Consider the following 21,346-nt stretch of genomic DNA (forward strand, 5'->3'; position numbering starts at 1 on the left):
TCACGGGCGGTGGCGTGCGGCCTCCTTCGCCCCGGCCGCCGCCCGCGCCCCCGTCCCCGCCGCTCCCGCTACCGCCCCCGGCGAAGCCGTCTCCGGCCCCGCCACCCGGGCGGTCGACGAGAGACGGATCAGCCGGGACTCGCAGTGGTCGAGCCAGCGCGCCTCAGCCTCGGTCTGGAAGATCAGCTGCTCCAGGACGAGGCACCAGGCGATGTCGTCCCGCTCCCGGTCCCCGTTCTTCTCCACGGCGGTGAGGGCCTGCACCTTCAGCCGGGTGTAGTCCTGCATGGCCTTCACGGTGTGGCGGCGCTGGGACTGGATGACGTCACGGATGTCGACCCCTGGCGCCCCGACGGCCATGGCCAGCTTGATGGCCAGCTCGTCACGGGCCGGGCTGGTGCGGTCGACGGGGTGCTCGAACCAGCTGCGCAGTTCGACGCGACCGCTGTCGGTGATCGCGTAGAGCAGGTGACCGGCCTCGTCCTCACCGTCCTGCACGACCATGCCGTCGCGTTCGAGCCGGCTGAGCGTCGTGTAGACCTGACCCACGTTGAGCGGCCAGGTGGAGCCGGTGCGGAACTCGAACTCCGTACGGAGCTGTGAGCCGTAGCGCGGGCCGCGTTCGAGGAGGGCGAGAAGCCCGTGGCGGATGGACATACCGAGTATGCAATAGCGAGTAGTCCGCGTGGACAAGCGTCCTGAGGCGGACGCCGGAGGTCCGACTCAAGGGGGACCCGGGCCGTCGCGAGCCGCTCGGCGGCGGCGCATCCGCACCCGGAGGAAGCCGATGCCGGGGCCCGTCAGAGCCGGCCCCACGCCCAGTGTGAACACGGGAATCCGCCGGTCGGAGGTGCCGAGGGGGGCCTCGGTGCCGGTCCCGTGAGCGGCCGCCGACTGCTCCGCGGGCAAGCTCTACGGCGGCCGGGGCGTCCGTCTTGAGTACCGCATCGCCCCCTCGTCCGACTGCTCGGTGGGCTCCTCCTCTGTTGCCGTTGCAGTACGAGCGGACTTCACCGGGCTCGTGGAGGACGCCGAACCGGGGCCGGTCGGCCGGGCCGCTCCCGGCCCTCCCCCGCCGGCGTCCCCGAGGGCGGCAGAGTCGCCGGGCGCGGGCGCGTCGCGCGGCCCCGACGGCTCGGGGACCGCCGGACGGGCGGGTCCGGCGGGTCCGGAGGAAGGCGACGCCAAGCTTGCCGGGGGACGGCCGAGCACACCTCCCGCTCCCGCTCCGGCCAGGGAGGAGAAGGTGCCGCCGACTCGGTGAGCACCCCTCCCATCCCATCCCTTTGCCATCTCTTTACAACCCCGTGCCGGGCCGCGTCGTCTCTCCTCCCGATTCCGCACCGGAAAGCCGCCCGGCGCCCCGTGACGGGGCAGCCGGGCCGATCGAGGGAGACTCCTCATGCGTGCACGGTCCTTCTTCGCCGCCCTCGGCTGCGCTGTGGCGCTGGCCACCGCCGGAGCCGGGACGGCTCTCGCCGACAGCGGCGCGTCCACCCCCGCCCCGGTGCCGTCGGCCGGTGCCGCGAGCGGCGGTTCCGCCGCCACCCCCGCACCGTCGGCCGGCGCGGCGAGCCCCACCGAAGCGTCCGGCGCCCGGACCGGAGCCCGCTCCGCCACCCCCAGGCCCGTACCGGCCCAGACCGCGGTGGGCGGCGGGAGCCGGGGCCAGGTCAGTGTGGTGCCCTCGGGCGCCCCGGACACCGGCGTCCCGACCGGGGCGGCGGAGAGCTCCGGGACGGTGGAGGCGACCGCGGCGGCCGGTGCCGTGGTGCTGGCCCTCGGTGCGGGCACCCTGGTGCTGCGCCGCAGGAACAAGGCCCAGGGCTGACCCGTGCGGGCGTACCGGACGACCGCGCTGTCCGCGGTCATCGCCACCGTCTGCCTGACGGCCGGTGCGGTCACCGGCTGCCAGGCCTCCTCCGTGGCCGCGCCCCCGGCGGCGGGCACGGCGGCCGTGGAACCGCCGGGCGTCTCCCCCGAGGCCGCGCCCACCCCGCTCGCCCGGTCGGCACCGGTACGCCTGCGCATTCCGGACATCGGGGTCGACACCCCGCTCATGCAGCTCGGCCTGGCCCCCGACCGGACGGTCGAGGTCCCGCCGGTGCGGGCGCACTCCCCGGCCGGCTGGTACCGCGGCTCCCCCGCACCGGGGCAGCCCGGACCGTCGGTGCTCCTCGGACATGTGACCGTCGGCCGGTACGGGGACGGCGTCTTCCTGCGGCTGTCGCGGCTGCGGCCGGGGGCGCGCGTCGTCGTCCGGCTCCGGGACGGGACCACGCCGGTCTTCACGGTGGACGCGGTGCGTACCGTCGCCAAGGACCGTTTCCCCACCCGTGAGGTCTACGGCGACACCGGCCGCCCGGAGTTGCGCCTCATCACCTGTGGCGGCCCGCGGAGCGGCGACGGCTACCGCGACAACGTGATCGTGTTCGCGCACCTGGCCGCCGCACCGCCTACGGCGTGATCCGGGCTCCGGACGCCCGCCCGTCCCGCGCCCCCGCCCCCCACCGTCATCCCGCCGCTTGGAGAGAGTTGAGCCGGTCCAAGGACAGGGCAGCCGCCGAACTGTTCGCCGATCTGTATCCCCGTCTCGCCGGCTGGTGCCGTCGTCTGGTGGACGACGACGGCACCGCCCACGAGATAGCGTCCGAGGCGTTCACCCGCCTGTGGACGCGCTGGACCGCCGTGGAGGAGCCCCGCGGCTTCCTCTACGTCACCGCGGCCAACCTGGTGCGCGACCACTGGCGCAAGCTGGAACGCGAACGCCGGGCGGTGCGGCGCGCCGGCACCGAGGCCGCCCTCGCCCGCCCGCAGGAGGGCGCCGAGACTTCGGTCCCGGTGCGGCTGCTGGTGCAGTCACTGCCCGAACGGCTGCGTACCGTCGTCCTGTTGTACTACTACGCCGACCTGCCGATCCGCAGGATCGCCCAGTTGACGGAGCGAAGAGAGGGCACCGTCAAGGCCGATCTGCACGCCGCCCGCGAGTACCTGCGCGCCCGCCTGGGAGGACGACTTGATCACATCCGTTGAGCCCTGGGACGAGGACGGCGACGAGGAACTGGCCGCGCTGCTGCGCCAGGAGCCCCCGATGCTGACGCCGCCGCCCGGCACCTTCGAGGGGATCCGCCGGCGCGCGGCCCGGCGGCGCGGGCTGCGCGCGGCGGCCGCGGGCGGCGCGACCACCGTCGTGATCGCCGCCGCGGCCCTGCTGTGGCCCACCACGGCCACGCCCCGCCCGACGCCCCTGCCCCCGCTGGCGCCGCCGAAGACCGCCGCCGCGCCGACCCCCGCGCCCACGCCCCCGTCGCCGCCCTCCCAGACCCCCGCCGCACCGTCCGCGCAGGCCACCCCGTCCGCTCCCACGCCCCGGGTGGGAGACGGCACCGCGGAGCGGACGGTGCCGACGGCGGCCCGGCCGGCGCTCCGTGACTCCGCTGCCGGTCGGGGCGGCGGGCCTCGGTGACCGTGGTTCCGGCGGGGCGCCGGCTTCGGGCCGGTGGTCGCCGGGAGCGGCTCGATCCGCGACGCTAGGGTCGGGCGTCCCACCCACTGAGAGTCCCACGGCGCCCAGGGCGTCGCGGAGTTCGGAGTTCCTGCCGTGCTTTTCGACGTCACCCGAGGCGAACTCGTCGGCGCCTTCGGCGCGGACCGGGTCGCGACCGTGCCCGCCGGCGCCTTCCCGCCCGCCGCCGCGGACACCGAGGGCGCTCGGCTGCTGCGGACCGCCGGCGTTCCCACCGGGACCGTCCTGCTGCGTCAGCCCGACGAGGACGACGGTCTGCTGCCCCTCGTCCGGGACGTCGTCTCCGCCGAGGACCTGGAGGGCTTCGAGGACATCGAGGGCGCCGCAGAAGGCGTCGGAGACTGGCCGGTCATCGGCTGGCTGCTCAACGCGCACCTCGTCCTCGCCCCCGCGTCCGGCAGGGTGTACGCCCTCGATCCCGGCGAGGAGACCGTGCGGGAACTCCACACGGACGTCTCCTCCCTCGTCCGGCTCGCCTTCCGGTTCCAGCTCCTGCTGGAGGAGTTCGCCTTCGGCGGCGACGAGGACGCCGACTTCGAGCGGCTGGAGGGCGAGGTCGAGCGCATCCGCGAGGAGACCGGCCGTGTGGACCCGCTCCCCTTCCGGGACGAGGAGACCGTCTGGTCGGTGGTGGCCGATGAGATCACCACGGGCCAGCGCTTCCCGGGCGACAGCCCCGGAGCCCGCTCGCTGTACGGGTGAACGCCCGTCGGCGCCGCCCACGCACAGCGCGCGTTCACTCCCCCTTCGTCTCCGCCAGCGTGTGGGCGACCAGGGCGTTGGCGTGGCCGTGGCCCATCGCGTGTTCCGTCTTGAGCCAGGTGACCAGTTCCCTGTGCTTGGTCAGCGGGGCGGCGCGGATCAGGGTCTTCCATTCCTCGATGGGGCGGCCGTACTTCTTCTCGATGGAGGGGAAGTAGCTGGCCGGGCCCTTGGGGGCGGGGGTGGTGGACATGGGGGGCCTTTCCGGTGCGGGGTTTGAAGGGGTGCGGAGGGGTTCAGCGGGCTCGGGGGGCCGCGCTCAGCGGAGGGTGTCGAAGACCATCTTCTGGATGCCGTTCGCGTACGTCTCGTGTTCCGTCAGCCTCAGCTTCTGGGCGGGCTTGTCCGTGGTGCTGAACAGGCGTTTTCCGGCGCCGAGGAGGAGGGGGAAGACGAGGAGGTGGTAGCGGTCGATCAGGCCGGCGTCCGCGAGGGAGCGGGTCAGGGCGGCGCTGCCGTGGACGATGACCGGGCCGCCGTCCGTCTCCTTCAGGGCGGCCACGTCGTCCAGGGAGCGCAGGATCGTGGTCTCGCCCCAGTCCGGCGCCAGGTCGTCCTCGGTGAGGGTGGTGGAGACCACGTGCTTGGGCATCGCCTTGTAGTCCGCGAACTCCTCCATGTCCGGCCAGACTCGGCTGAACGCCTCGTAGCTGACTCTGCCGAGCAGCATCGCCGTGGCCTCCTTCTGCTCCCGGCCCTTGAGCTCGTACGCCTCGGGGAGGAAGTCGACCTCCTTGAACGTCCAGCCGGAGTTCCGGTAGCCGGGCTCGCCGCCCGGGGCCTCCACCACGCCGTCGAGCGAGACGAAGGCGGTGCTGATCAGGGTGCGCATCCGGGGTTCCTCGGCATTCCGTGGTCGCTCACCGGGCGGGTCGGCCGGTGGGGCGGTGGGTGTGCGCCGCCGGTGCTGTCGCGGGCGGTGCGTGTCGGTCATGGGTAGGACCGCGGCGCCTTCGGAGAATCATCGGTCGCCGTCCGGCTTTTTTCCCGGGCCGTCCGCCTCTCCGACGCGCACCTCTCCGACGCGCCCCGTATCGCGAGGACGACAGGCGACCCTCGTGGTCCGCCCGGACCACCGGACCGTGTACGACGGCGGGACGCGGCCCGCGCAGCGGTAGCGGTGCGGCGGCCGGGCGGCGGGGGCGCCCGGCGGGGCGCGTCCTGCGGCTCTCGGACCGGGTGAGCCGTACGGCGCGGAGAGGGGCGGGTCAGGCCGCCGGGGTCTTCGCCGCCGGGGCCGCCTCGGCGGACCGGGGGCGTTCGGCCGGCCCGGCGTGTTGGGCCGGCCGGGGTGCGGTCAGCGGGCGGCGGCGGGTCGGGAGGCCGTTCGTCGGGTTGGCCACGCCCCAGGCCGCGCCCTTGCAGACCAGCTCCTTGTAACGGGCGGCGAGACGGCCCGTCAGGGCCGCGCGGACGGCGCGGTCGTCGGCGGTGACGTACTGGATCAGGCCGTCCTTGCGGCCGAGCGAGACGCACTGGTTGAAGTAGCGCAGCGGCACCTTCGGGACCTTGCGGCCGGTCAGACGGGCCGCGATGGCGTCGGCGGCCTGCCAGGCGGCCGGGACGCCCGAGGCGCACGACATCCGCAGCGGCTTGTCGCCGGGGCCCGTGGCGAGGGCCGCGTCGCCGATGGCGTACACCTGCGGGTGCGAGAGCGAGCGCATGGTCTCGTCCACGACGATCTGCCCTGTGGCGGAGACCTCCAGGGTCGTGGCCCGCGCGATCGGGTGGACGGCGAAGCCGGTGGTCCACACGGTGGCCGCGGCCGGCAGGACGGTCCCGTCGGCGGTGACGACGCGGTCCGCCTCGACGGCGGTGACGGTGGTGTCCTCGTACGCCGTGATGCCGAGGCCGGCGAAGACCTCGCGCAGGTGGGCGCGGCCCCTGGGCGAGAGCCAGTCGCCGAGGCCGCCGCGCGCGGCCAGGGCGACGGCCAGGTCCGGGCGGGCCTCGGCGATCTCGGTCGCGGCCTCCACGCCGGTGAGGCCGCCGCCGACCACGAGCACCCGCTCCCCGGCGGTCAGCCGGACCAGACGCTCGCGCAGCCGGAGCGCGCCGGGGCGGCCGGCGATGTCGTGGGCGTGCTCGGCGGCGCCGGGGACACCGTGGTCGTTCCCGCCGCTGCCGAGGGCGTAGACGAGGGTGTCGTACGGCAGTTCCTCGGTCCGCGGTCCGTGGGCGGCGGCGGGGCCGGTGACGGAGACCGTCCGGCGGTCGGCGTCGACGGCGGTGACCTTCGCGATCCGCAGGTCGACTCCGGTGCCCGCGAACATCCCGGCGAGGGGCCGGGGCCTGAGGTCCTGGCCGGCCGCGAGCTGGTGCAGCCGGACACGCTCGACGAAGTCGGGTTCGGCGTTGACGAGGACGATGGAGACGTCGTCGCGGCGCAGCCGCCTGGCGAGACGGCCGGCGGCGATGGCTCCGGTGTATCCGGCTCCGAGGACGACGATCCGGTGCTGCTGCATCTCCTGGCTCCTGTCTTGAGCGGGTTCGCCCCTTGAACCGGGCGGCCCGCCCTTTCCTGACAGGAGTGCCGTGTGAAGCACGTCACAGCACGGGCGGAGGGGTCAGAAGGCGCGGAGCAGGGGCTCCCCGTGGTCGGCCGCGGCCCAGTGGCGGGTCGCGCGGTCGAGCTTGTCGGGGTTGACCTGGCTGCGGAACGCGGCGATGCCCTCGGGGGTGACCTCCAGGCAGATGACGCCGACGACCCGGCCGTCGACGACCGCGACCACGGCCGGGTCGCCGTTGGCGGTCGTCGCGTAGACCTCGGGCGCGCCGCCGAGCAGGGCCCGCTTGGCCTTGCTCGGCTTGAACAGGCCCCGCATGAACTTCGCGACCGCGAGGGCGCCTTCGAACGCCTTGGCGCGGGCCGGGACCTTGCCGCCGCCGTCGCCGACGGCGATCGCCTCCTGGGTGAGCAGCCGTACGAGGGGTTCGGTGCGGCCGCTGGTGGCCGCCGCGAGGAACTCCTCCACGATCCGCCGGGCGGCGGCCTCGTCGATCTCGGCACGGGCCCGGCCCTCGGCGACGTGCTTCCTGGCGCGGTGGAAGGTCTGCTGGCTGGCGGCCTCGCTGATGTCGAGGATCGCGGCGATCTCCCGGTGCGGGTAGTCGAACGCCTCCCGCAGCACGTACACCGCCCGCTCGCCGGGCGAGAGGCGTTCCAGTACGGCCATGACCGCGTACGAGACCGACTCGCGCTGTTCGGCGGTGTCGGCGGGGCCGAGCATCGGATCGCCGGCGAGCAGCGGCTCCGGGAGCCACTGGCCCACGTACGTCTCGCGCCGGGCGCGGGCGGAGGTGAGCTGGTTGAGGCACAGGTTGGTGAGGACCTTGGTCAGCCAGGCCTCGGGGACCTCGATACGGTCGTGGTCGGCGCCCTGCCAGCGCAGGAACGCCTCCTGGACCGCGTCCTCCGCCTCGCTCGCGGAGCCGAGGAGACGGTAGGCGATGGCCTCCAGACGGGGCCGGGACGCCTCGAACCGGTCGACGTGCTGCGCGGTCAGGACCATGCGGCGGATCCTAACCGCCGTCGGGTGGAGGGGACCATGGCGTGCCGTGTGGGCCGGTCGGGCGGTGTGGTCTTCCTCTCGGTGCGGGGGCGGGGGCGGTGCGGCCGGCGGCCGGGCTCCGCCGCCCGGGACACGGGCGTAGGGGGAGGTCAGAGCGCCGGGAGCGGCCCCGGGGCGGGTCCGGACCGTGGCGACACTGTGGCGCGGGCCGGGCAATATCTGTGGTCGCGAGGTAAGGAATCAATACGGCGCACCAGGAACATTCCCCGGCGGGGCGACGCGGCGTAATTAATCATCACGCACGGGCGCGGGGGACGTGTTAGTGTCGTTCCCAGTTGCAGTAGTGGTTGCCTGGACGTTTTTCCGACGGGCTGATCATCTCGGCGACCGGAGTCCGCACAGGGCGAACTCCGAGCACCGCCCCGAAGGAGAAAATTATGGCTACCGGCACCGTGAAGTGGTTCAACTCGGAAAAGGGCTTCGGCTTCATCGAGCAGGACGGCGGCGGCCCCGACGTCTTCGCCCACTACTCGAACATCGCCACCCAGGGCTTCCGCGAGCTGCTCGAGGGCCAGAAGGTGACGTTCGACATCGGTCAGGGCCAGAAGGGCCCGACGGCCGAGAACATCGTCCCCGCCTGACGCCCACCGGCGCAGACGCGTACTTTCGCAGCTGGGGCCCGCACCTTGGGGTGCGGGCCCCAGCTCGCTGCGTTTCCGAGGAAGTGCGGGAAATATCCGCCCGTCGCCTCGTTGTTTCACTTCTCGTCATTCGACCGTACGTCGTTCGTTTTCCCACCGTTCGCCGTTTCACTGCCTCATCGCTCTTCGGCTCGTTCTCGCGATTCTCAGCGCCGCTCGATCGGCTGCGGGAATTCCTTGATACGTGTCGCGGATACGTGTCGCATCAAGGAAGGCTCCGTATGAACCGTCATCGTGCACGCTCCACCCGCTCCTTCTCCGGCTCGGGCGACTCCGGGGGCTCCGGCCGCTCCGGCTTCCGCTCGGGGGGCTCCGGCGGCAGCCGTTCCGGCGGCTTCGGGTCCGGTGGCTCGGGCGGGTCCGGCGGCTCCGGTGGCGGCAACCGCTCCGGCGCCTCGCGCCGCCCCCGCCGTTCCCAGGGTTCCGGCGGCCGGCCGGCCGCCGCGTCGGGTGAGTTCGCGCTGCCGAAGACCATCACCCCCGCGCTGCCCGCCGTCGAGACGTTCGCCGAACTCGACCTGCCCGCCCGGCTGCTGACCGCCCTCGAACGGGAGGGCGTCACCGAGCCGTTCCCCATCCAGGCGGCCACCCTGCCCAACTCCCTGGCCGGCCGTGACGTGCTCGGCCGCGGCCGCACCGGGTCCGGCAAGACCCTCGCCTTCGGCCTCGCGCTCCTGGCCCGTACGGCGGGCCGGCGCGCCGAGCCCCGGCAGCCGCTCGCCCTCGTCCTCGTGCCCACCCGCGAGCTGGCCCAGCAGGTCACCGACGCGCTCACCCCGTACGCCCGTGCCCTGGGGCTGCGGGCGGCCACCGTGGTCGGCGGCATGTCCATCGGCCGGCAGGCCAGTGCGCTGCGCGGGGGCGCGGAACTCGTCGTCGCGACGCCGGGACGGCTCAAGGACCTCATCGACCGCGGCGACTGCCGGCTGGACCAGGTCGCCGTCACCGTCCTCGACGAGGCCGACCAGATGGCCGACATGGGCTTCATGCCCCAGGTCACCGCGCTGCTCGACCAGGTGCGGCCGGACGGTCAGCGGCTGCTGTTCTCCGCCACCCTGGACCGCAACATCGACCTGCTGGTCCGCCGCTACCTGAGCGACCCGGTGGTCCACTCCGTCGACCCCTCGGCGGGCGCGGTCACCACGATGGAACACCACGTGCTCCATGTGCACGACACGGACAAGCACCGCACGACCACCGAGATCGCGGCACGCGACGGCCGGACGATCATGTTCCTGGACACCAAGCACGCGGTGGACCGGCTCACCAAGCACCTGCTGAACAGCGGTGTCCGCGCGGCCGGCCTGCACGGCGGCAAGTCCCAGCCGCAGCGCAACCGGACCCTCACCCAGTTCAAGGCCGGTCAGGTGACGGTGCTGGTGGCGACCAACGTCGCTGCGCGCGGCATCCACGTCGACAACCTCGACCTGGTCGTCAACGTCGATCCGCCCACCGACCACAAGGACTACCTGCACCGCGGCGGCCGCACCGCCCGGGCCGGCGAGTCCGGCAGCGTGGTCACCCTGGTCACCCCCGACCAGCGCCGCGCCATGAACCGGCTGATGGCCTCGGCCGGCATCAGCCCGAGGGTCACGGCGGTGCAGTCGGGCGGCGACAGCGAGCTGAGCCGCATCACCGGCGCGCAGATGCCGTCCGGTGTCCCGGTGACCATCGCGGAACCGGTCGCGGAACGCCCCGAGCGGCGCGCCAGGCAGTCGTCGTCCCGTGGCCGCCGCGGCGGCGCCGGCCGCAACCGGTCCGCCGGCACGGCGGCACGGCGCGGTCCGCGCCGGGAGGGCGGGATCAGCCCGGCCGCATAGCCCTGCGAGCGGTGCGGCGCCGGTCCGGCGCCGCACCGCTTCGGTCCGGTAGGCGCCGGGCCGGTGCCGGTGAGGCCGATGGGGCGGTGGGACCGGTGCGGGCGCGCCGTTCCCGTCGTCGCCGGTCCCGGGCGCGCCGCCCGGCCGGAAAGCGGCGTGCCGGAGAGGCTACGGCCAGGAGCACCGGCCGGGGACGCGACGGCACGCCCCGTCCCGCGGACCCACGGCGGCACGAGACGTACCGGCCGGCAGGACCGCGGCCGCGGAATCCACCCATCACATCCGCAGGAGGCAGTCTTGGCAGTCCCGGTCCGTCCGACATCGCTGACATCGCCGTCGCCCCTCGCGCCCTCGGCGCCGGCCCGGATGCGGCCTCACCGCACCCACCCCGCACCCGTCGCCCCGGCCGCTGCGGAGGGTGGCCCGGACACCTGGGGTCCGCGGGTCCTCGACGACATGACCGTCGAGGTGGCCCTGTCCGTCATGTCCGGGGCCCGGGTCGAGTACCTGCTCCTGTGCGACGGGGACGACGAGTGCACGGGCTCGGTCACCCGCGCCCAGCTCGCCTCGCACCGCGACTGCCCGACGTACACCGACCAGGTCCGGCTCCGCGACGTGCTCGGCGGACCGCTCGCCCCGCCCGACACCCTCGCCTGCTGATCCGCTCCCGCCCCGGCAGGTCCCCTCTCCACTTCCTTCCCGTAGTACCCGCTCCCTTCCCTCTCCCCTGTGAGGCACCATGCGCTGTGTCATCGCCCGGTACCCGTTCGAGCTGACCAAGGCCGGGGTCCTGGAATCCATGAAGGGCGTCAAGCCCGAGGCCGTCACCGCCGAGTCCGTGACCATCGGCCGCCGCCGCTACCCGGTCAAGCAGGTGGGTGAGGTCGTCACCCGGCAGGACCGCCGCGACTTCAGCGGCGGCGAGGTCATCCGGGCCATGACCCGCCTCGGCTTCACCTGCCACCCGCACCCCGACGCCGAGGCCGCCGCCGCGCCCGCGCCGACCCCGTTGCAGACGGCGTCGGAACTTCTCGGCGGGTCGAGCGCCCTGGACGCCTGAGGCCGATGGCCGCCGAGGCCCTTGGACGCGGGCCGGTGAAGTCCACCGCTGCCGGGCCGCCGGGGCCGTGAGGTCCCGGCCTGCCGGCCCGGGACGGTCCCGCCGACCGCCTCCCGCCCGGCGCCACCGACGCATGGTGTTGAATTTCCCTCGGGGCCCTGGTGCCGTACGGCGCCGGGGCCCTGTGACGCGTCGGGGCAACGAGGTGACATGACAGCAGGCAATCCGCTCAGCGATCGACTGGACGACGACGACTACCCGGCGTACACGATCGGCCGGGCCGCCGAGATGCTCGGCACCACGCCGGGCTTCCTGCGCGCCCTCGGCGAGGCCCGCCTGATCACTCCGCTCCGCTCCGAGGGCGGCCACCGCCGGTACTCCCGCTACCAGCTGCGCATCGCGGCCCGCGCCCGCGAACTCGTCGACCAGGGCACCCCGATCGAGGCGGCCTGCCGCATCATCATCCTCGAGGACCAGCTGGAAGAAGCCCAGCGCATCAACGCCGAGTACCGCCGCGCGGCGGGCCGCCCGGCCGACGGTTCCGCCTCACCCTCCGACGGCTGAGGAGCCGTCCCCGCGGTCGGGCGCGGCGGCTGGCCGAGGCGGCCGGTGCGGACGCCGTTCCCGCGGCGCCCCTCGCGCCCCCGCCGCCCGCCGCCCCGGCCCGAGACGGGCGCTCACCGCCCCGGGGACCGTCGCGGCCCCGGCCGCTCCCGCAGGCGGAACGGTCGTCCCGAGAAGGGGAAACCGGCCTCGGGGGTGAGGGCGGCCGATCCGATCACCCCGGCCGCCTCCGATCACGCCCGTCGTCGGCGTCCGCGCGGCCGCCTCCACCCGCGCCGCGGCCGCGTCGGCGGGCCGCCGTCTGTGTTCCCGGTCTCCTCCCACCGGTCCCGGCAACCGGAACTCCCACTGCTACCGTCTACCCACCCGTAGACGTTCACCCATGGGACAGACTGACCTCACGAGGATTCCACCCCTGTGTCACCGAGCGTCCCCGCACCGCTCCCGCACCTGAGCACCCGGCCCCGGAGATCCACCTGATGACGACTTCCTCCCCGCCCGCGCTGGCGCTCGACGGCGCGTCCATCGACGGCGGCCTCTACACCGACGTCACCGACTTCGCCCGCCACACGCACTGGCTGAACGGGGCGGCGGCGGCGTACTCCTCCGTCGGCATGGGGGTGTTCGCGGTGATCCTGCTCGTCGCCTGGTGGCGGGCGCGGCGGGAGGGGAACGCGGTGATGACCGCGGTGCTGGCCACGCCGTTCGCCGTGATCATCGCGTACGTCGCCAACACCGCGGTCAAGGACGTCTTCCAGGAGCCGCGCCCCTGCCGGGCCCTGCCCCACGACTTCCTCATCGAGGCGTGCCCGCCGGTGGACGACTACGCCTTCCCCAGCAACCACACGACCGTCGCCTTCGCCTTCGTGGCGGCGCTGTTCCTGATCAACCGGCGGCTGGGCCAGGTCGCGCTGCTCGCCGCCGTCGTCATGGGCGCCTCGCGGGTGTACGTCGGCGCGCACTACCCGCACGACGTGGGCGTCGGCGCCCTGGTCGGCACCGTGGTGTCGCTGCTCGTGGTGCTGGCCGCGCGCCGGTTCTGCCAGCCGCTGGTGCAGCGGCTGCGGGACGGAGCGCTGCGCCCCCTGCTCACCGCGGCGGCGCCCTCCCGGCACGCCGCGGGGCGCACCGCCGAACAGGACACTGACCGCACGATGCAGCTCGGCCGCATCCCGGCCCCGGCCTCCGGCTACGCCGCCGGACATGCCGTGGACCCGGCCGCGGAATACGCCTCCGGCCGCCCCGTGGACCCTGCGGCCGGGTACGCCGCCCCCGGTCGGCCCGTGAACCCGGGGGCCGGGTACGCCGGCCCCGGGCGGTTCCCGGACCGGGCCGCCGGCGACCCCTCCGGGCGTTCCGTGCAGCACGCCGCCGGGCAGGGCCACGGACGCCCCGTGGAGCAGCACCCCACCGGACGACCCGCCGCGCAGCCCACCACCGGGCACGCCCCGGAGTGGCAGTAGGACAGGACGCACCCCGGAGCAGCGGCGGGCCGCACGCGTCGCGGCCGGGCGGTCGCCTCAGTCGTCGCCGTACGGCGGGCGGTCCTGCGGCAGGTGGGACCTGAGCCGGCGGTCCCGGCGGACCATGACCCAGGTACCGGCCGACACGACCAGCGTCGCGGAGGCCAGCGGCACCAGGAAGGGCGCCAGCCCGGTCACCGCGGCGGTCAGCGCCGTCACGGCCGTCACCGCCCCTCCCGCCCGCCCGCGTGCCGTGGCGCCCGCGGGCCGGCGGGACCGGCCGCGCCGGCCGCGCCGGCCGCGCCGGTGATCGCCGCCTCGATGGCGGCCATGCGGTCGGCCAGCAGCGCGAGGGCGTTGGTGGCGCGGGTGAGGGGGTCCTCAGCGGGGCCGCCGAGGGCCTGCGCACGGGCGTGGGCGGACTTCAGCGCGGCCCACCGCTCGGCCTGCCCGGGCGTGAGCGTGCCGCGCAGTTCGGCGAGTTTCAGCAGGTTGGCCTCGGCGCCGGTGGTGAGGGTCTGGGCCTCGGCGGTGAAGTGGTCGTCCAGGACGGCGGCCAGTTCGGCGGCGTTCATGACGGGCCGGACCCGCTGGGCGATCCGGTTCATGGTGCGGTACGAGCCCTGGAGGCGGAACGGCGGCTCGCCGCGGGTCTCCTCCGACTGGGCGGCGGAGGCGATGTAGGCGGCGTTGACCGCGAGGACCGTCTCCCGCGCGGCCAGCAGATGGCGCAGCACGGCGGTGATCTGCTCCAGCTCGGCGGGGGCGTAGGGGTGGGTGAGGCGGTCGGCGCGGGCCGCCGGGTCGCCCTCGGCGAGCCGGACCAGCAGCTCCAGGTCCGCCCGGTCGCGGCCGGCCAGCGGCGCGAGCACCGGGTTCGAGGTGAGCGCGTTCTCGAGGAAGCTCAGCGCGAACGCGTCCTCCTTGCCGGTGAGGACGTCGCCGAGGTTCCACACGTCGGCACGGTTGGCGAGCATGTCGGGGACGCGGAAGCGCTCGCCGGACTCGGTGTAGGGGTTGCCGGTCATGCACACCGCGAAGCGCTTGCCGCGCAGGTCGTAGGTGCGGGGCGCGCCGTCGTGGACGCCGTCGACGCGGCGGGTGGCGTCGCACAGCGGGATGAACTTCTGGAGGAGCTCCGGCGAGGTGTGCTGGATGTCGTCCAGGTGGAGCAAGGTGTTGTTGCCGGCCGCCAGCGCGAAGTTGATCTTCTCGATCTCCTGGCGGGCGGTGGCGTTCGGGGCCTCGGCCGGGTCGAGCGAGGTGACGGCGTGGCCGAGGGCCGGGCCGCTGACCCGCACCATCATCAGGCCGAGGCGGTCGGCGACGTACTCCATCAGGGTCGTCTTGCCGTAGCCGGGCGGGGACAGGAGCAGCAGCAGGCCGCCGGTGTCGGTGCGCTTGGTCGCGCCGGCGGTGCCGATCTGGCGGGCCAGGCTGTCGCCGACGAGCGGCAGGTAGACCTCGTCGACGAGGCGGTTGCGCACGAAGGACGCCATGGAGCGCGGCCGGTGCTCGTCCAGGCGCAGCCGGGTCCGTTCGGCGGCGACCAGGGCGGTGCGCCGCTGGAGGTGGGCGCGGAAGGCGGGCGCCTCGTGCTCGGCGAACCGGCGGGTGCGGGCCAGGAACTCGTCGATCCGCAGCGGGAGGGCGCGGCCGGTGATGCGCGGGTGCGCGCCGAGCAGGCCCTCGGCGACGGTGACCGGGACGAGGTCGGAGTCGTGGCGGGGCAGGTCGGGGCACAGCTCGACGGCGACCGCCTCGGCCAGGTCGCCGGGGGTCAGCGGGGTGCCGGTGGCGTCCGCGTACGCCGTGAGCCAGGCGGCGGCCAGCTGGTGGCGCGCCGCGAGGTCGTCCAGCGCGGCGAGATCCTCGTCGTAGGCGGAACCGCCCACGGTACGGCGGAACTTGTCGAGCAGCGTCCGGGCGGCGGCGCTGACGACGAACCCGTCGGGACCGGAGGTCAGCTCCTCGAAGAGGTACGCGGCGGCGGCAGCGGCGAGGTCGCCGGCAGCGGGACCGCCGGGGGCCGGCGCACCGCCGGGCGCCGGAACCGTCCCGGACACCGCCGCCCAGGCACTCTCCGGCGCCGCCGGGAGCAACCCGGCCCGCACCGTCCACTCCCCGATCGCCCCCGCCAGCTCGGCCTCCAGGGCGGCGATCGCGTTGCCCGTGCCCGGGCCGAAGGTGTCGCGGGCGCGGGACAGGGACGTGGCCCGGCGGGTCCAGGCGGCGCGGGCCGCCGGGGTCGCGCCGTGGGACCAGAAGAGGTGGGCCGCGGCGCGGGCCGCAGGTTCGCGGCGTTCCGTGCCCGCCCGCTCGTACAGCGGCAGCAGCGCCGTCAGGATGACGGTCGCGTCGTGGTCGTGGACGCCCCGCTCGTAGCCCTCGTCGTAGGCCTCCTGCGCGGCCCGGCGGACCAGGTCCGGCAGGTCGTCCGCCGCCGCCAGGGCCTTTGGCCCCACCTCGCGCAGCAGGCGGGCCGCCAGGTGCTCGGCGCGGTAGACCTCGGGGGACTCCGAGGGCAGCGTCCGCTCCCACAGCGCGCCCGCCGCCGTGAACGACGGGTCGGTGACCGGGGCGCGGTAGTCGGTGCCGGTCAGCGCGAAGGCGAGGCCGTCGCCGTCCGGGACGAGGGTGAGGTCGAGGGGGTGGGTGGTGACGGCGAAGCGGTGGGCGCCCAGGCGGACGGCGCGGCCGCCGTCGGCGTACAGGTCGGTGCGGTCGCGCAGGGCGCGGGCGGCCTCCTGGCGGGCGGCCTTGAGGTGGCCGTCCAGCTCCTCCGCCCGCACCGGGTCGCCGAGCTCGCGCAGTTCGTCGGCGGTGCGGCGGACCTTGGCGACCATCGGGTCGGAGGCGAAGTACGTGCTGACCGCGTCGGCGTCGGCGAGCGTGGCCGCGCGCCGGGCGACGGTCTGGAGGATGCGCCCGGCGGCGGCCGTGAGCTGTTCGGCGCGGCGGGCGCGGGCGTCCAGCAGGGTCTGCTTGCGGGCGGAGAAGGCGTCGTGGACCTCGGCGCGCTTGGCGGCCAGCTCGCCGAGGAAGTCGTCGAACTCGGCGAACCGGGACTCGAGGTTCTCCAGCCGCACCAGCGCGCCGGAGAGCTGCTCGTCGCACGTCTCGGGGCTGTCGGCGGCGGCGAGGGCACCGGTGACGGCCTGCCCGAGCAGCGCGAACTCGGCGGCGAACTCCGCCCGCCCCTCCCGGTCGGCCAGCTCCCGGCGGCGGGCGCCGAGCAGGGCGCGAGCGCGGTTGACGCCGCCGAGCACCTCGGCGATCCGCTCCAGCACGGAGGTGCGGACGGTGGCGTCGCCGATGTCGAGCCCGGCGACCACCTCGGTGACGGTGCGCAGCGCGCCGGCCAGTGCGTCCAGGCGGGCGGCGACCGGTGCGGCGGCGGCCACGGACTCGATCGCCTCGGCGTCGGCGACGAGCTGCTCGACCTCGGTGTGGTGCTCGGCGAAGGCGTCCTCGCGGGAGAGGTGGGCGACGGCGCGCTTGCCGAAGGCGGCGAGGTCGGACTCGGCCCGGGCGGCGAGGTCGTCGATGCGGGCGGTGTCGGCGTACCGCAGCTCCTTCAGGGTCAGCACGTGGCCCTGCGCCGCGCGCAGTTCGGTGAGTCCGCCGACCCAGGCGGCGGCGCCGCGCGGGGCCTCGCCACGCAGCCGGCGCACCACGGCGGCGAGCCGTCCGGCGGCCTCCTCCAGGGCGTCGGCGGCCTGCCGGGTGAGCGTCTGCACGGTACGGAACTCGGCCAGCACCTGCTCGGCGGTGCCGCGTACGGCCTCCAGCGGGGCGCGCAGGTCGCCCAACTCGCAGTCGCCGAGCCAGTGGTGGGTGTCGGCGGTGCGGACGCAGGCGGCGGCCAGCGCCTCGTACACCTCCATGGTCGGCGTGGTCTCGGTGACGGCGCGGCTGATGGACAGGCAGTCGGAGATGCCGCGCACCAGGTCGGCGTTGCCGACGCGGGCGAGGGGTCCGGTGCCGGTGGTGGCGGCGGCATGGGTGTCGGAGGCGTACGGCGAGGTCCACAGCTGGACCGGGTGCACGCGGGCCGGTTCGGCGGCGGCCCCGGCGGGGTCCGCGCGCAGCGCCAGCAGCGCCCCGTCCTCGAACAGCGCCCACCCGTGGCAGACCAGCGGGGTGGCGATCTCCTCGCGGATGGTGTTGTACGACAGCAGCAGCCCGCGCCCCTCGGTGCGCGCGTGGAAGGCGTAGAGCACGTCCTCGCCGTAGGGCGAGCGCACCTCCCGTTCGAACTCCAGCCCGTTGGGGTCGAGTTCGTACGTCTTGTACACGCCCGTCGCCAGGCAGTAGCCGCCGGCGAAGACGACGCCCTGGTCCTCGGGCAGGCGGCGGCAGCCCTGGCCGATGCCGTCGAGGCGGACGACGGTGCGGGTGAGCGTGTTGAAGACCAGGTAGCGGTCGGCGTCCTCCTTGTAGGGGCGGACGCGGAGCAGGATCAGCGCGCCGACGCGGGCGTGCGCGATGTCGGCGTCGGCGAGCGCCTGGAGCGGCTCGTCCACCGGTTCGCTGTGGACGCCCTCGCCGGTCTCGGTGTCGTCCTCCGTCTTGACGGTGAGCGTCCCGCCGACGGTGGAGACGTGGACCTCGCCCTGGACGGAGACGTGCGGGTGGCGGCCGAGGCGGTGGTCCTCACGGGTGGTCGCGGTCCAGGCGAAGTCGTGGGCCGGCGGCAGGACGTGGTCGCGGTCGCCGCGCGCGTCGAGGAAGACGGCGCGGCCGTCGGCGGTGAGGTCCCAGCGCAGCGCGCGGATGTCGTCGGCCTTCTCGCCGGTGCGGAAGACGGCCAGCAGCCGGTCCTCGCGCAGGTGCAGGCGCAGCAGCCTGGCCTGCCGGTAGTAGCGGTGCAGGGCCGCGAACTCCCGCACGAAGGCGGGGTCGTCGAGCAGGCCCGGCACGGCGTCCTCGGGCAGCCGGTTCTGGTCGCGGTCGTAGAGGGCGAGGACGTCGCCGACCCGGACGTCCGGTCGCGCGCCGGCGTGGACGCCGTTGAACCCGAACAGCAGCAGCCCGCCGACGGCGACGACGTCCCGCGGGACGGACGGGTGCTCGGTGCGCAGCCGGCCGGCTCCGGTGAGGTCGAGCCGGACCGCGCCGAACTCCGCCGCGCGGCGGGTGTTCAACGCCTCCGCGCTGCGGGCGAGTTCGGCGGCCTGGGCGGTGAGCCGGTCGCGCAGCACCTCGTACGTGCCGCTGTCCACGGCGTCGTACGGACCCCTCTGAAGCGCGGTGGCCATGGATCGTGCGTCCCTTCGGGAGGAGGTGGGGGGGACCGCCGGTCCGGAGTCCGGTGCGGCTGCCGCCCCCCGTGGCGGCAGCCGCACCGGACCCGGGACCCCGGGCCCCGGCCGTCAGGCCCGTAGGCCGTCAGGCCCGTAGGCCGTCAAGGCTTCCGTCAGACCCGGGCGGCGCCGTTGAGGGCGGTGATCGACGTCAACGGGGTGTCGGCGAGGCCGAGTTCGCCCGCACGGTCCAGCAGCTGCTGGAACTGCCCGGCGTTGCCGCCGCCGTTCTGCATCAGCTTCATCAGCAGTGCGGAGACCGTCAGGTTCTGCACATCGGCCGTGGAGACCGAGCCGAGGATGCGGCCGAGGTCGTCGGCGAGGTGCGCCGAACCGTCCAGGTAGGGCTTGGCCAGCGCCTGGGCCGTGCCGGAGTGCTCCACGAAGCCGTCGACGCCCTTGCCGAAGGAGATCGCGGAGACCAGCCGGTCGAAGAAGACCGACTCGCCGCCGACGATGTCGATGTCGGCGTTCTCCAGGCCCGTCGCCAGGACGGTGGCCTGGGCCTCGGCGACCTGCCGCTGCACGTCCAGCCCGGCCAGGCGGATCTCCTTCTCGGCCTGGAGCCGCAGGCGGTACTCCTCGTGGCCGCGCGAGGCCTCGTCCAGCGCGGCCATCGCCGCCGCCTTCTCGGTCAGGCCAGCCGCCTCCGCCTTCAGCTTCTCGCCGATCGCGGTGGCCTCGGCGATCGCCTTGGCCCGGGCGCCCTCGGCCTCCGCGCGCAACCGCGCCTCGGTGCCCTCGGCCTCCGCCAGCATCCGGGCCTGAGCGGCCTCGGCCTCGGCACGACCGGTCTTCTCGATGACCACGGCCTCGGCGTCGCGGACCTGGACGGCGGCCAGGCCCTCGGCGGCGGACTCGGCCTGCACGGCCTCGGCGAGCCGCAGCTTGGCCCGTGCGTCGAGGTCGGCGGTCTTCAGCCGCGCCTCGGCCAGGGTGAGTTCCTCGGCGGCACGGTGCCGGGCGGACTGCTCGGCGGCCTCCGCGGCCTTGATGTCCTTGACCAGCTTCTCCTGCGCCTCGGCCTCGGCGGCGATGATGATCGACTGCCGGTCGCGCTCGGCCTCCTCCACGGCGCGGAGCTTCTTGATGGACTCCTCCTGCTCGGCGACCGTGCGGTCCACCGCGACGCGCTCGCGCACGACCTCGGCGATCTCCCGCTTCTCCGCCTCGACCTCCTTGTCGGCGGAGATCTTCGTCAGCTGGGTCTCCCGCTCGCGGGCGATGACCTCCAGCATCCGGTCCTTCTCGATGCGCTCGTTCTCCACCGCGATGACCCGCTCGCGGTTCTTGGCGGCCACGGCGACCTCGCGGGCCTGGTTCTCGCGCTGCACGCCGAGTTGCTCCTCGGTGCGCAGGAAGGCGCTCTGCGCGCGCAGCCGCTCCTCCTCCACCACGCGGGCGGTCTCGGCCTCCTCGCGTGCGCGGGACGTCTCGATCTCCCGCTTCTGCTTGATCTCGGCGTCCGCCTGCCGGCGCTCCAGCTCCAGGATGGCCTCGCGCGCGTCGACGTTCTGCCGGGTGATCTCCTTCTCCTCGGTGCGCTGGGCCTCGTTGGTGCGCACGTGCTCGATCGCCGTCAGCTCGGTGATCTTGCGGATGCCCTGGGCGTCGAGGACGTTGGCCGGGTCGAGCTGGGTGAGCGGCGTCTGCTCCAGGTAGTCGATCGCCGCGTCCTCGAGGTGGTAGCCGTTGAGGTCGACGCCGATCAACTCGATGATCTGGTAACGCAGTTCCTCGCGCTTGGTGTAGAGGTCGGTGAAGTCCATCTGCTTGCCGACGGTCTTCAGCGCCTCGGAGAACTTCGCGTGGAACAGCGCCTGGAGGGTGGCCTGGTCGCTGGCGCGGGCGGTGCCGACGGCCTGGGCGACCTTGATGACGTCCTCGGCGGTCTTGTTGACCTTGACGAAGAACGAGATGCGGATGTCGGCGCGGATGTTGTCCCGGCAGATGAGCCCGTCGCGCCCGGAGCGGGTGATCTCGATCGCCTTCACCGAGATGTCCATGACCTCGGCCTTGTGCAGCACCGGCAGCACGACCTGCCCGGTGAAGGACACGTCGACCCGGCGCGTCTTGGACACGATCAGGGCCCTGCCCTGGTCGACCTTGCGGTAGAGCCGGGAGAAGAGGAACAGCAGAAGGAGAACCACTATCAGACAGGCAGCGGCGAGCGCGCCGAAGACATACATGGCATACGTCCTTGCGGTACAGAGGCTGAGATGGGCGACGGCGCGGGCGGCGCCGGTCCTCGGTCTGGGGTGCTCGTCGGCGTACACGACCGGGGTGGCGGTCCGGTTCCTGATCCGGCCTCCGGCCCGGCCGAGGGTCCGCTCGGTCCCGCTCCTCGGCCCGGCTCCGATCCGGCCTCCGGCCCGGCTCAGGGCCCGGTACGCGATCCGGGTCCCGGCCCGATTCCGGGCGCGATCCGGGTGCCGGTCCGGTGCGGTCGCCCACGGTGCTCATCGACGTCCCACGGTCCACGGCCTGCGAGGCCGTGGCTTCGGCTTCGGTCCCCCTCTCCCCCGCGCGGCCTCCGGCCGGCACACCCGGCATCTGCCGGGGCCCGGCACCGGAGACCGTCCGTAGTGCTCCCCGGACGACATGATGCCCGGGGTGCGGGGAGCCGTGCATT

Annotated in this window: 19 protein-coding genes; 11 read left to right on the forward strand and 8 right to left on the reverse strand. The window is 74.5% G+C overall.

Annotated elements, in window-relative coordinates; translation table 11 throughout:
• A complete protein-coding gene (locus tag AB0N63_RS03110; RefSeq protein WP_365523311.1) occupies nt 1–657 on the reverse strand; it encodes a PadR family transcriptional regulator in 657 nt (218 codons plus the stop codon).
• A gap of 745 nt (nt 658–1,402) precedes the next feature.
• Between AB0N63_RS03110 and AB0N63_RS03115 the strand changes: the two genes are divergently transcribed.
• From AB0N63_RS03115 to AB0N63_RS03135, 5 genes are all read left to right on the forward strand, one after another.
• Nucleotides 1,403–1,831 carry a sortase-dependent protein gene (locus AB0N63_RS03115; protein ID WP_365523314.1) on the forward strand — a complete coding sequence of 143 codons (429 nt, stop codon included), beginning with the start codon at nt 1,403–1,405 and terminating at the stop codon, nt 1,829–1,831.
• A 3-nt stretch (nt 1,832–1,834) separates the two neighbouring features.
• Complete coding sequence (locus AB0N63_RS03120) at nt 1,835–2,467, forward strand: class F sortase (protein ID WP_365523317.1); 633 nt, start codon at nt 1,835–1,837, stop codon at nt 2,465–2,467.
• 68 nt (nt 2,468–2,535) lie between these two features.
• Nucleotides 2,536–3,033, forward strand: coding sequence for an RNA polymerase sigma factor (locus AB0N63_RS03125; protein ID WP_365523320.1), 498 nt, complete (start codon nt 2,536–2,538; stop codon nt 3,031–3,033).
• Nucleotides 3,017–3,466, forward strand: a complete 450-nt coding sequence (locus AB0N63_RS03130; protein ID WP_365523322.1) for a hypothetical protein — start codon at nt 3,017–3,019, stop codon at nt 3,464–3,466. The genes AB0N63_RS03125 and AB0N63_RS03130 overlap by 17 nt, the downstream gene beginning before the upstream one ends.
• A 135-nt stretch (nt 3,467–3,601) precedes the next feature.
• The gene (locus tag AB0N63_RS03135; RefSeq protein ID WP_365523328.1) at nt 3,602–4,228 is read left to right on the forward strand and encodes an SUKH-4 family immunity protein; all 627 of its coding nucleotides are present in this window, start codon (nt 3,602–3,604) and stop codon (nt 4,226–4,228) included.
• A 34-nt stretch (nt 4,229–4,262) separates the two neighbouring features.
• Here AB0N63_RS03135 and AB0N63_RS03140 read toward each other — a convergent pair whose 3' ends face one another.
• From AB0N63_RS03140 to sigJ, 4 genes are all read right to left on the reverse strand, one after another.
• Entirely contained in the window at nt 4,263–4,481 is a 219-nt protein-coding gene (locus tag AB0N63_RS03140; RefSeq protein WP_365523331.1) for a DUF4287 domain-containing protein, read from the reverse strand.
• A 66-nt stretch (nt 4,482–4,547) separates the two neighbouring features.
• A complete protein-coding gene (locus AB0N63_RS03145) occupies nt 4,548–5,120 on the reverse strand; it encodes a dihydrofolate reductase family protein (RefSeq protein WP_365523333.1) in 573 nt (190 codons plus the stop codon).
• Between the two features lie 376 nt (nt 5,121–5,496).
• A complete protein-coding gene (locus AB0N63_RS03150; protein ID WP_365523335.1) occupies nt 5,497–6,753 on the reverse strand; it encodes an FAD-dependent oxidoreductase in 1,257 nt (418 codons plus the stop codon).
• A 102-nt stretch (nt 6,754–6,855) separates the two neighbouring features.
• On the reverse strand, nt 6,856–7,800 hold the full coding sequence (sigJ, locus tag AB0N63_RS03155; RefSeq protein WP_365523338.1) for an RNA polymerase sigma factor SigJ: 945 nt from the start codon (nt 7,798–7,800) through the stop codon (nt 6,856–6,858).
• 437 nt (nt 7,801–8,237) lie between these two features.
• Between sigJ and AB0N63_RS03160 the strand changes: the two genes are divergently transcribed.
• From AB0N63_RS03160 to AB0N63_RS03185, 6 genes are all read left to right on the forward strand, one after another.
• On the forward strand, nt 8,238–8,441 hold the full coding sequence (locus AB0N63_RS03160; RefSeq protein ID WP_009189702.1) for a cold-shock protein: 204 nt from the start codon (nt 8,238–8,240) through the stop codon (nt 8,439–8,441).
• A gap of 281 nt (nt 8,442–8,722) precedes the next feature.
• Nucleotides 8,723–10,321 carry a DEAD/DEAH box helicase gene (locus AB0N63_RS03165; protein WP_365523341.1) on the forward strand — a complete coding sequence of 533 codons (1,599 nt, stop codon included), beginning with the start codon at nt 8,723–8,725 and terminating at the stop codon, nt 10,319–10,321.
• 366 nt (nt 10,322–10,687) lie between these two features.
• The gene (locus AB0N63_RS03170; RefSeq protein ID WP_365523805.1) at nt 10,688–10,981 is read left to right on the forward strand and encodes a CBS domain-containing protein; all 294 of its coding nucleotides are present in this window, start codon (nt 10,688–10,690) and stop codon (nt 10,979–10,981) included.
• Nucleotides 10,982–11,060: 79 nt separating this feature from the next.
• Nucleotides 11,061–11,381 (forward strand): SCO5918 family protein, encoded by a 321-nt coding sequence (locus tag AB0N63_RS03175; protein WP_365523343.1) that lies wholly within the window; start codon nt 11,061–11,063, stop codon nt 11,379–11,381.
• Between the two features lie 210 nt (nt 11,382–11,591).
• Nucleotides 11,592–11,945, forward strand: coding sequence for a MerR family transcriptional regulator (locus AB0N63_RS03180; RefSeq protein ID WP_365523345.1), 354 nt, complete (start codon nt 11,592–11,594; stop codon nt 11,943–11,945).
• Between the two features lie 479 nt (nt 11,946–12,424).
• Entirely contained in the window at nt 12,425–13,408 is a 984-nt protein-coding gene (locus tag AB0N63_RS03185; protein WP_365523348.1) for a phosphatase PAP2 family protein, read from the forward strand.
• A gap of 57 nt (nt 13,409–13,465) precedes the next feature.
• Here AB0N63_RS03185 and AB0N63_RS03190 read toward each other — a convergent pair whose 3' ends face one another.
• The 3 genes from AB0N63_RS03190 to AB0N63_RS03200 all read right to left on the reverse strand — a co-directional run bounded on the left by AB0N63_RS03190 (nt 13,466) and on the right by AB0N63_RS03200 (nt 20,903).
• Entirely contained in the window at nt 13,466–13,636 is a 171-nt protein-coding gene (locus AB0N63_RS03190; RefSeq protein WP_365523350.1) for a hypothetical protein, read from the reverse strand.
• Nucleotides 13,633–18,669, reverse strand: coding sequence for a DNA repair ATPase (locus AB0N63_RS03195; RefSeq protein ID WP_365523353.1), 5,037 nt, complete (start codon nt 18,667–18,669; stop codon nt 13,633–13,635). Before AB0N63_RS03195 ends, AB0N63_RS03190 begins: the two co-directional genes overlap by 4 nt.
• 158 nt (nt 18,670–18,827) lie before the next feature.
• On the reverse strand, nt 18,828–20,903 hold the full coding sequence (locus AB0N63_RS03200) for a flotillin family protein (RefSeq protein WP_365523355.1): 2,076 nt from the start codon (nt 20,901–20,903) through the stop codon (nt 18,828–18,830).
• Nucleotides 20,904–21,346: the final 443 nt, after the last annotated feature.

Origin of the sequence: Streptomyces sp. NPDC093260 (assembly GCF_040683715.1) — a bacterium.
GTDB lineage: Bacteria > Actinomycetota > Actinomycetes > Streptomycetales > Streptomycetaceae > Streptomyces > Streptomyces sennicomposti.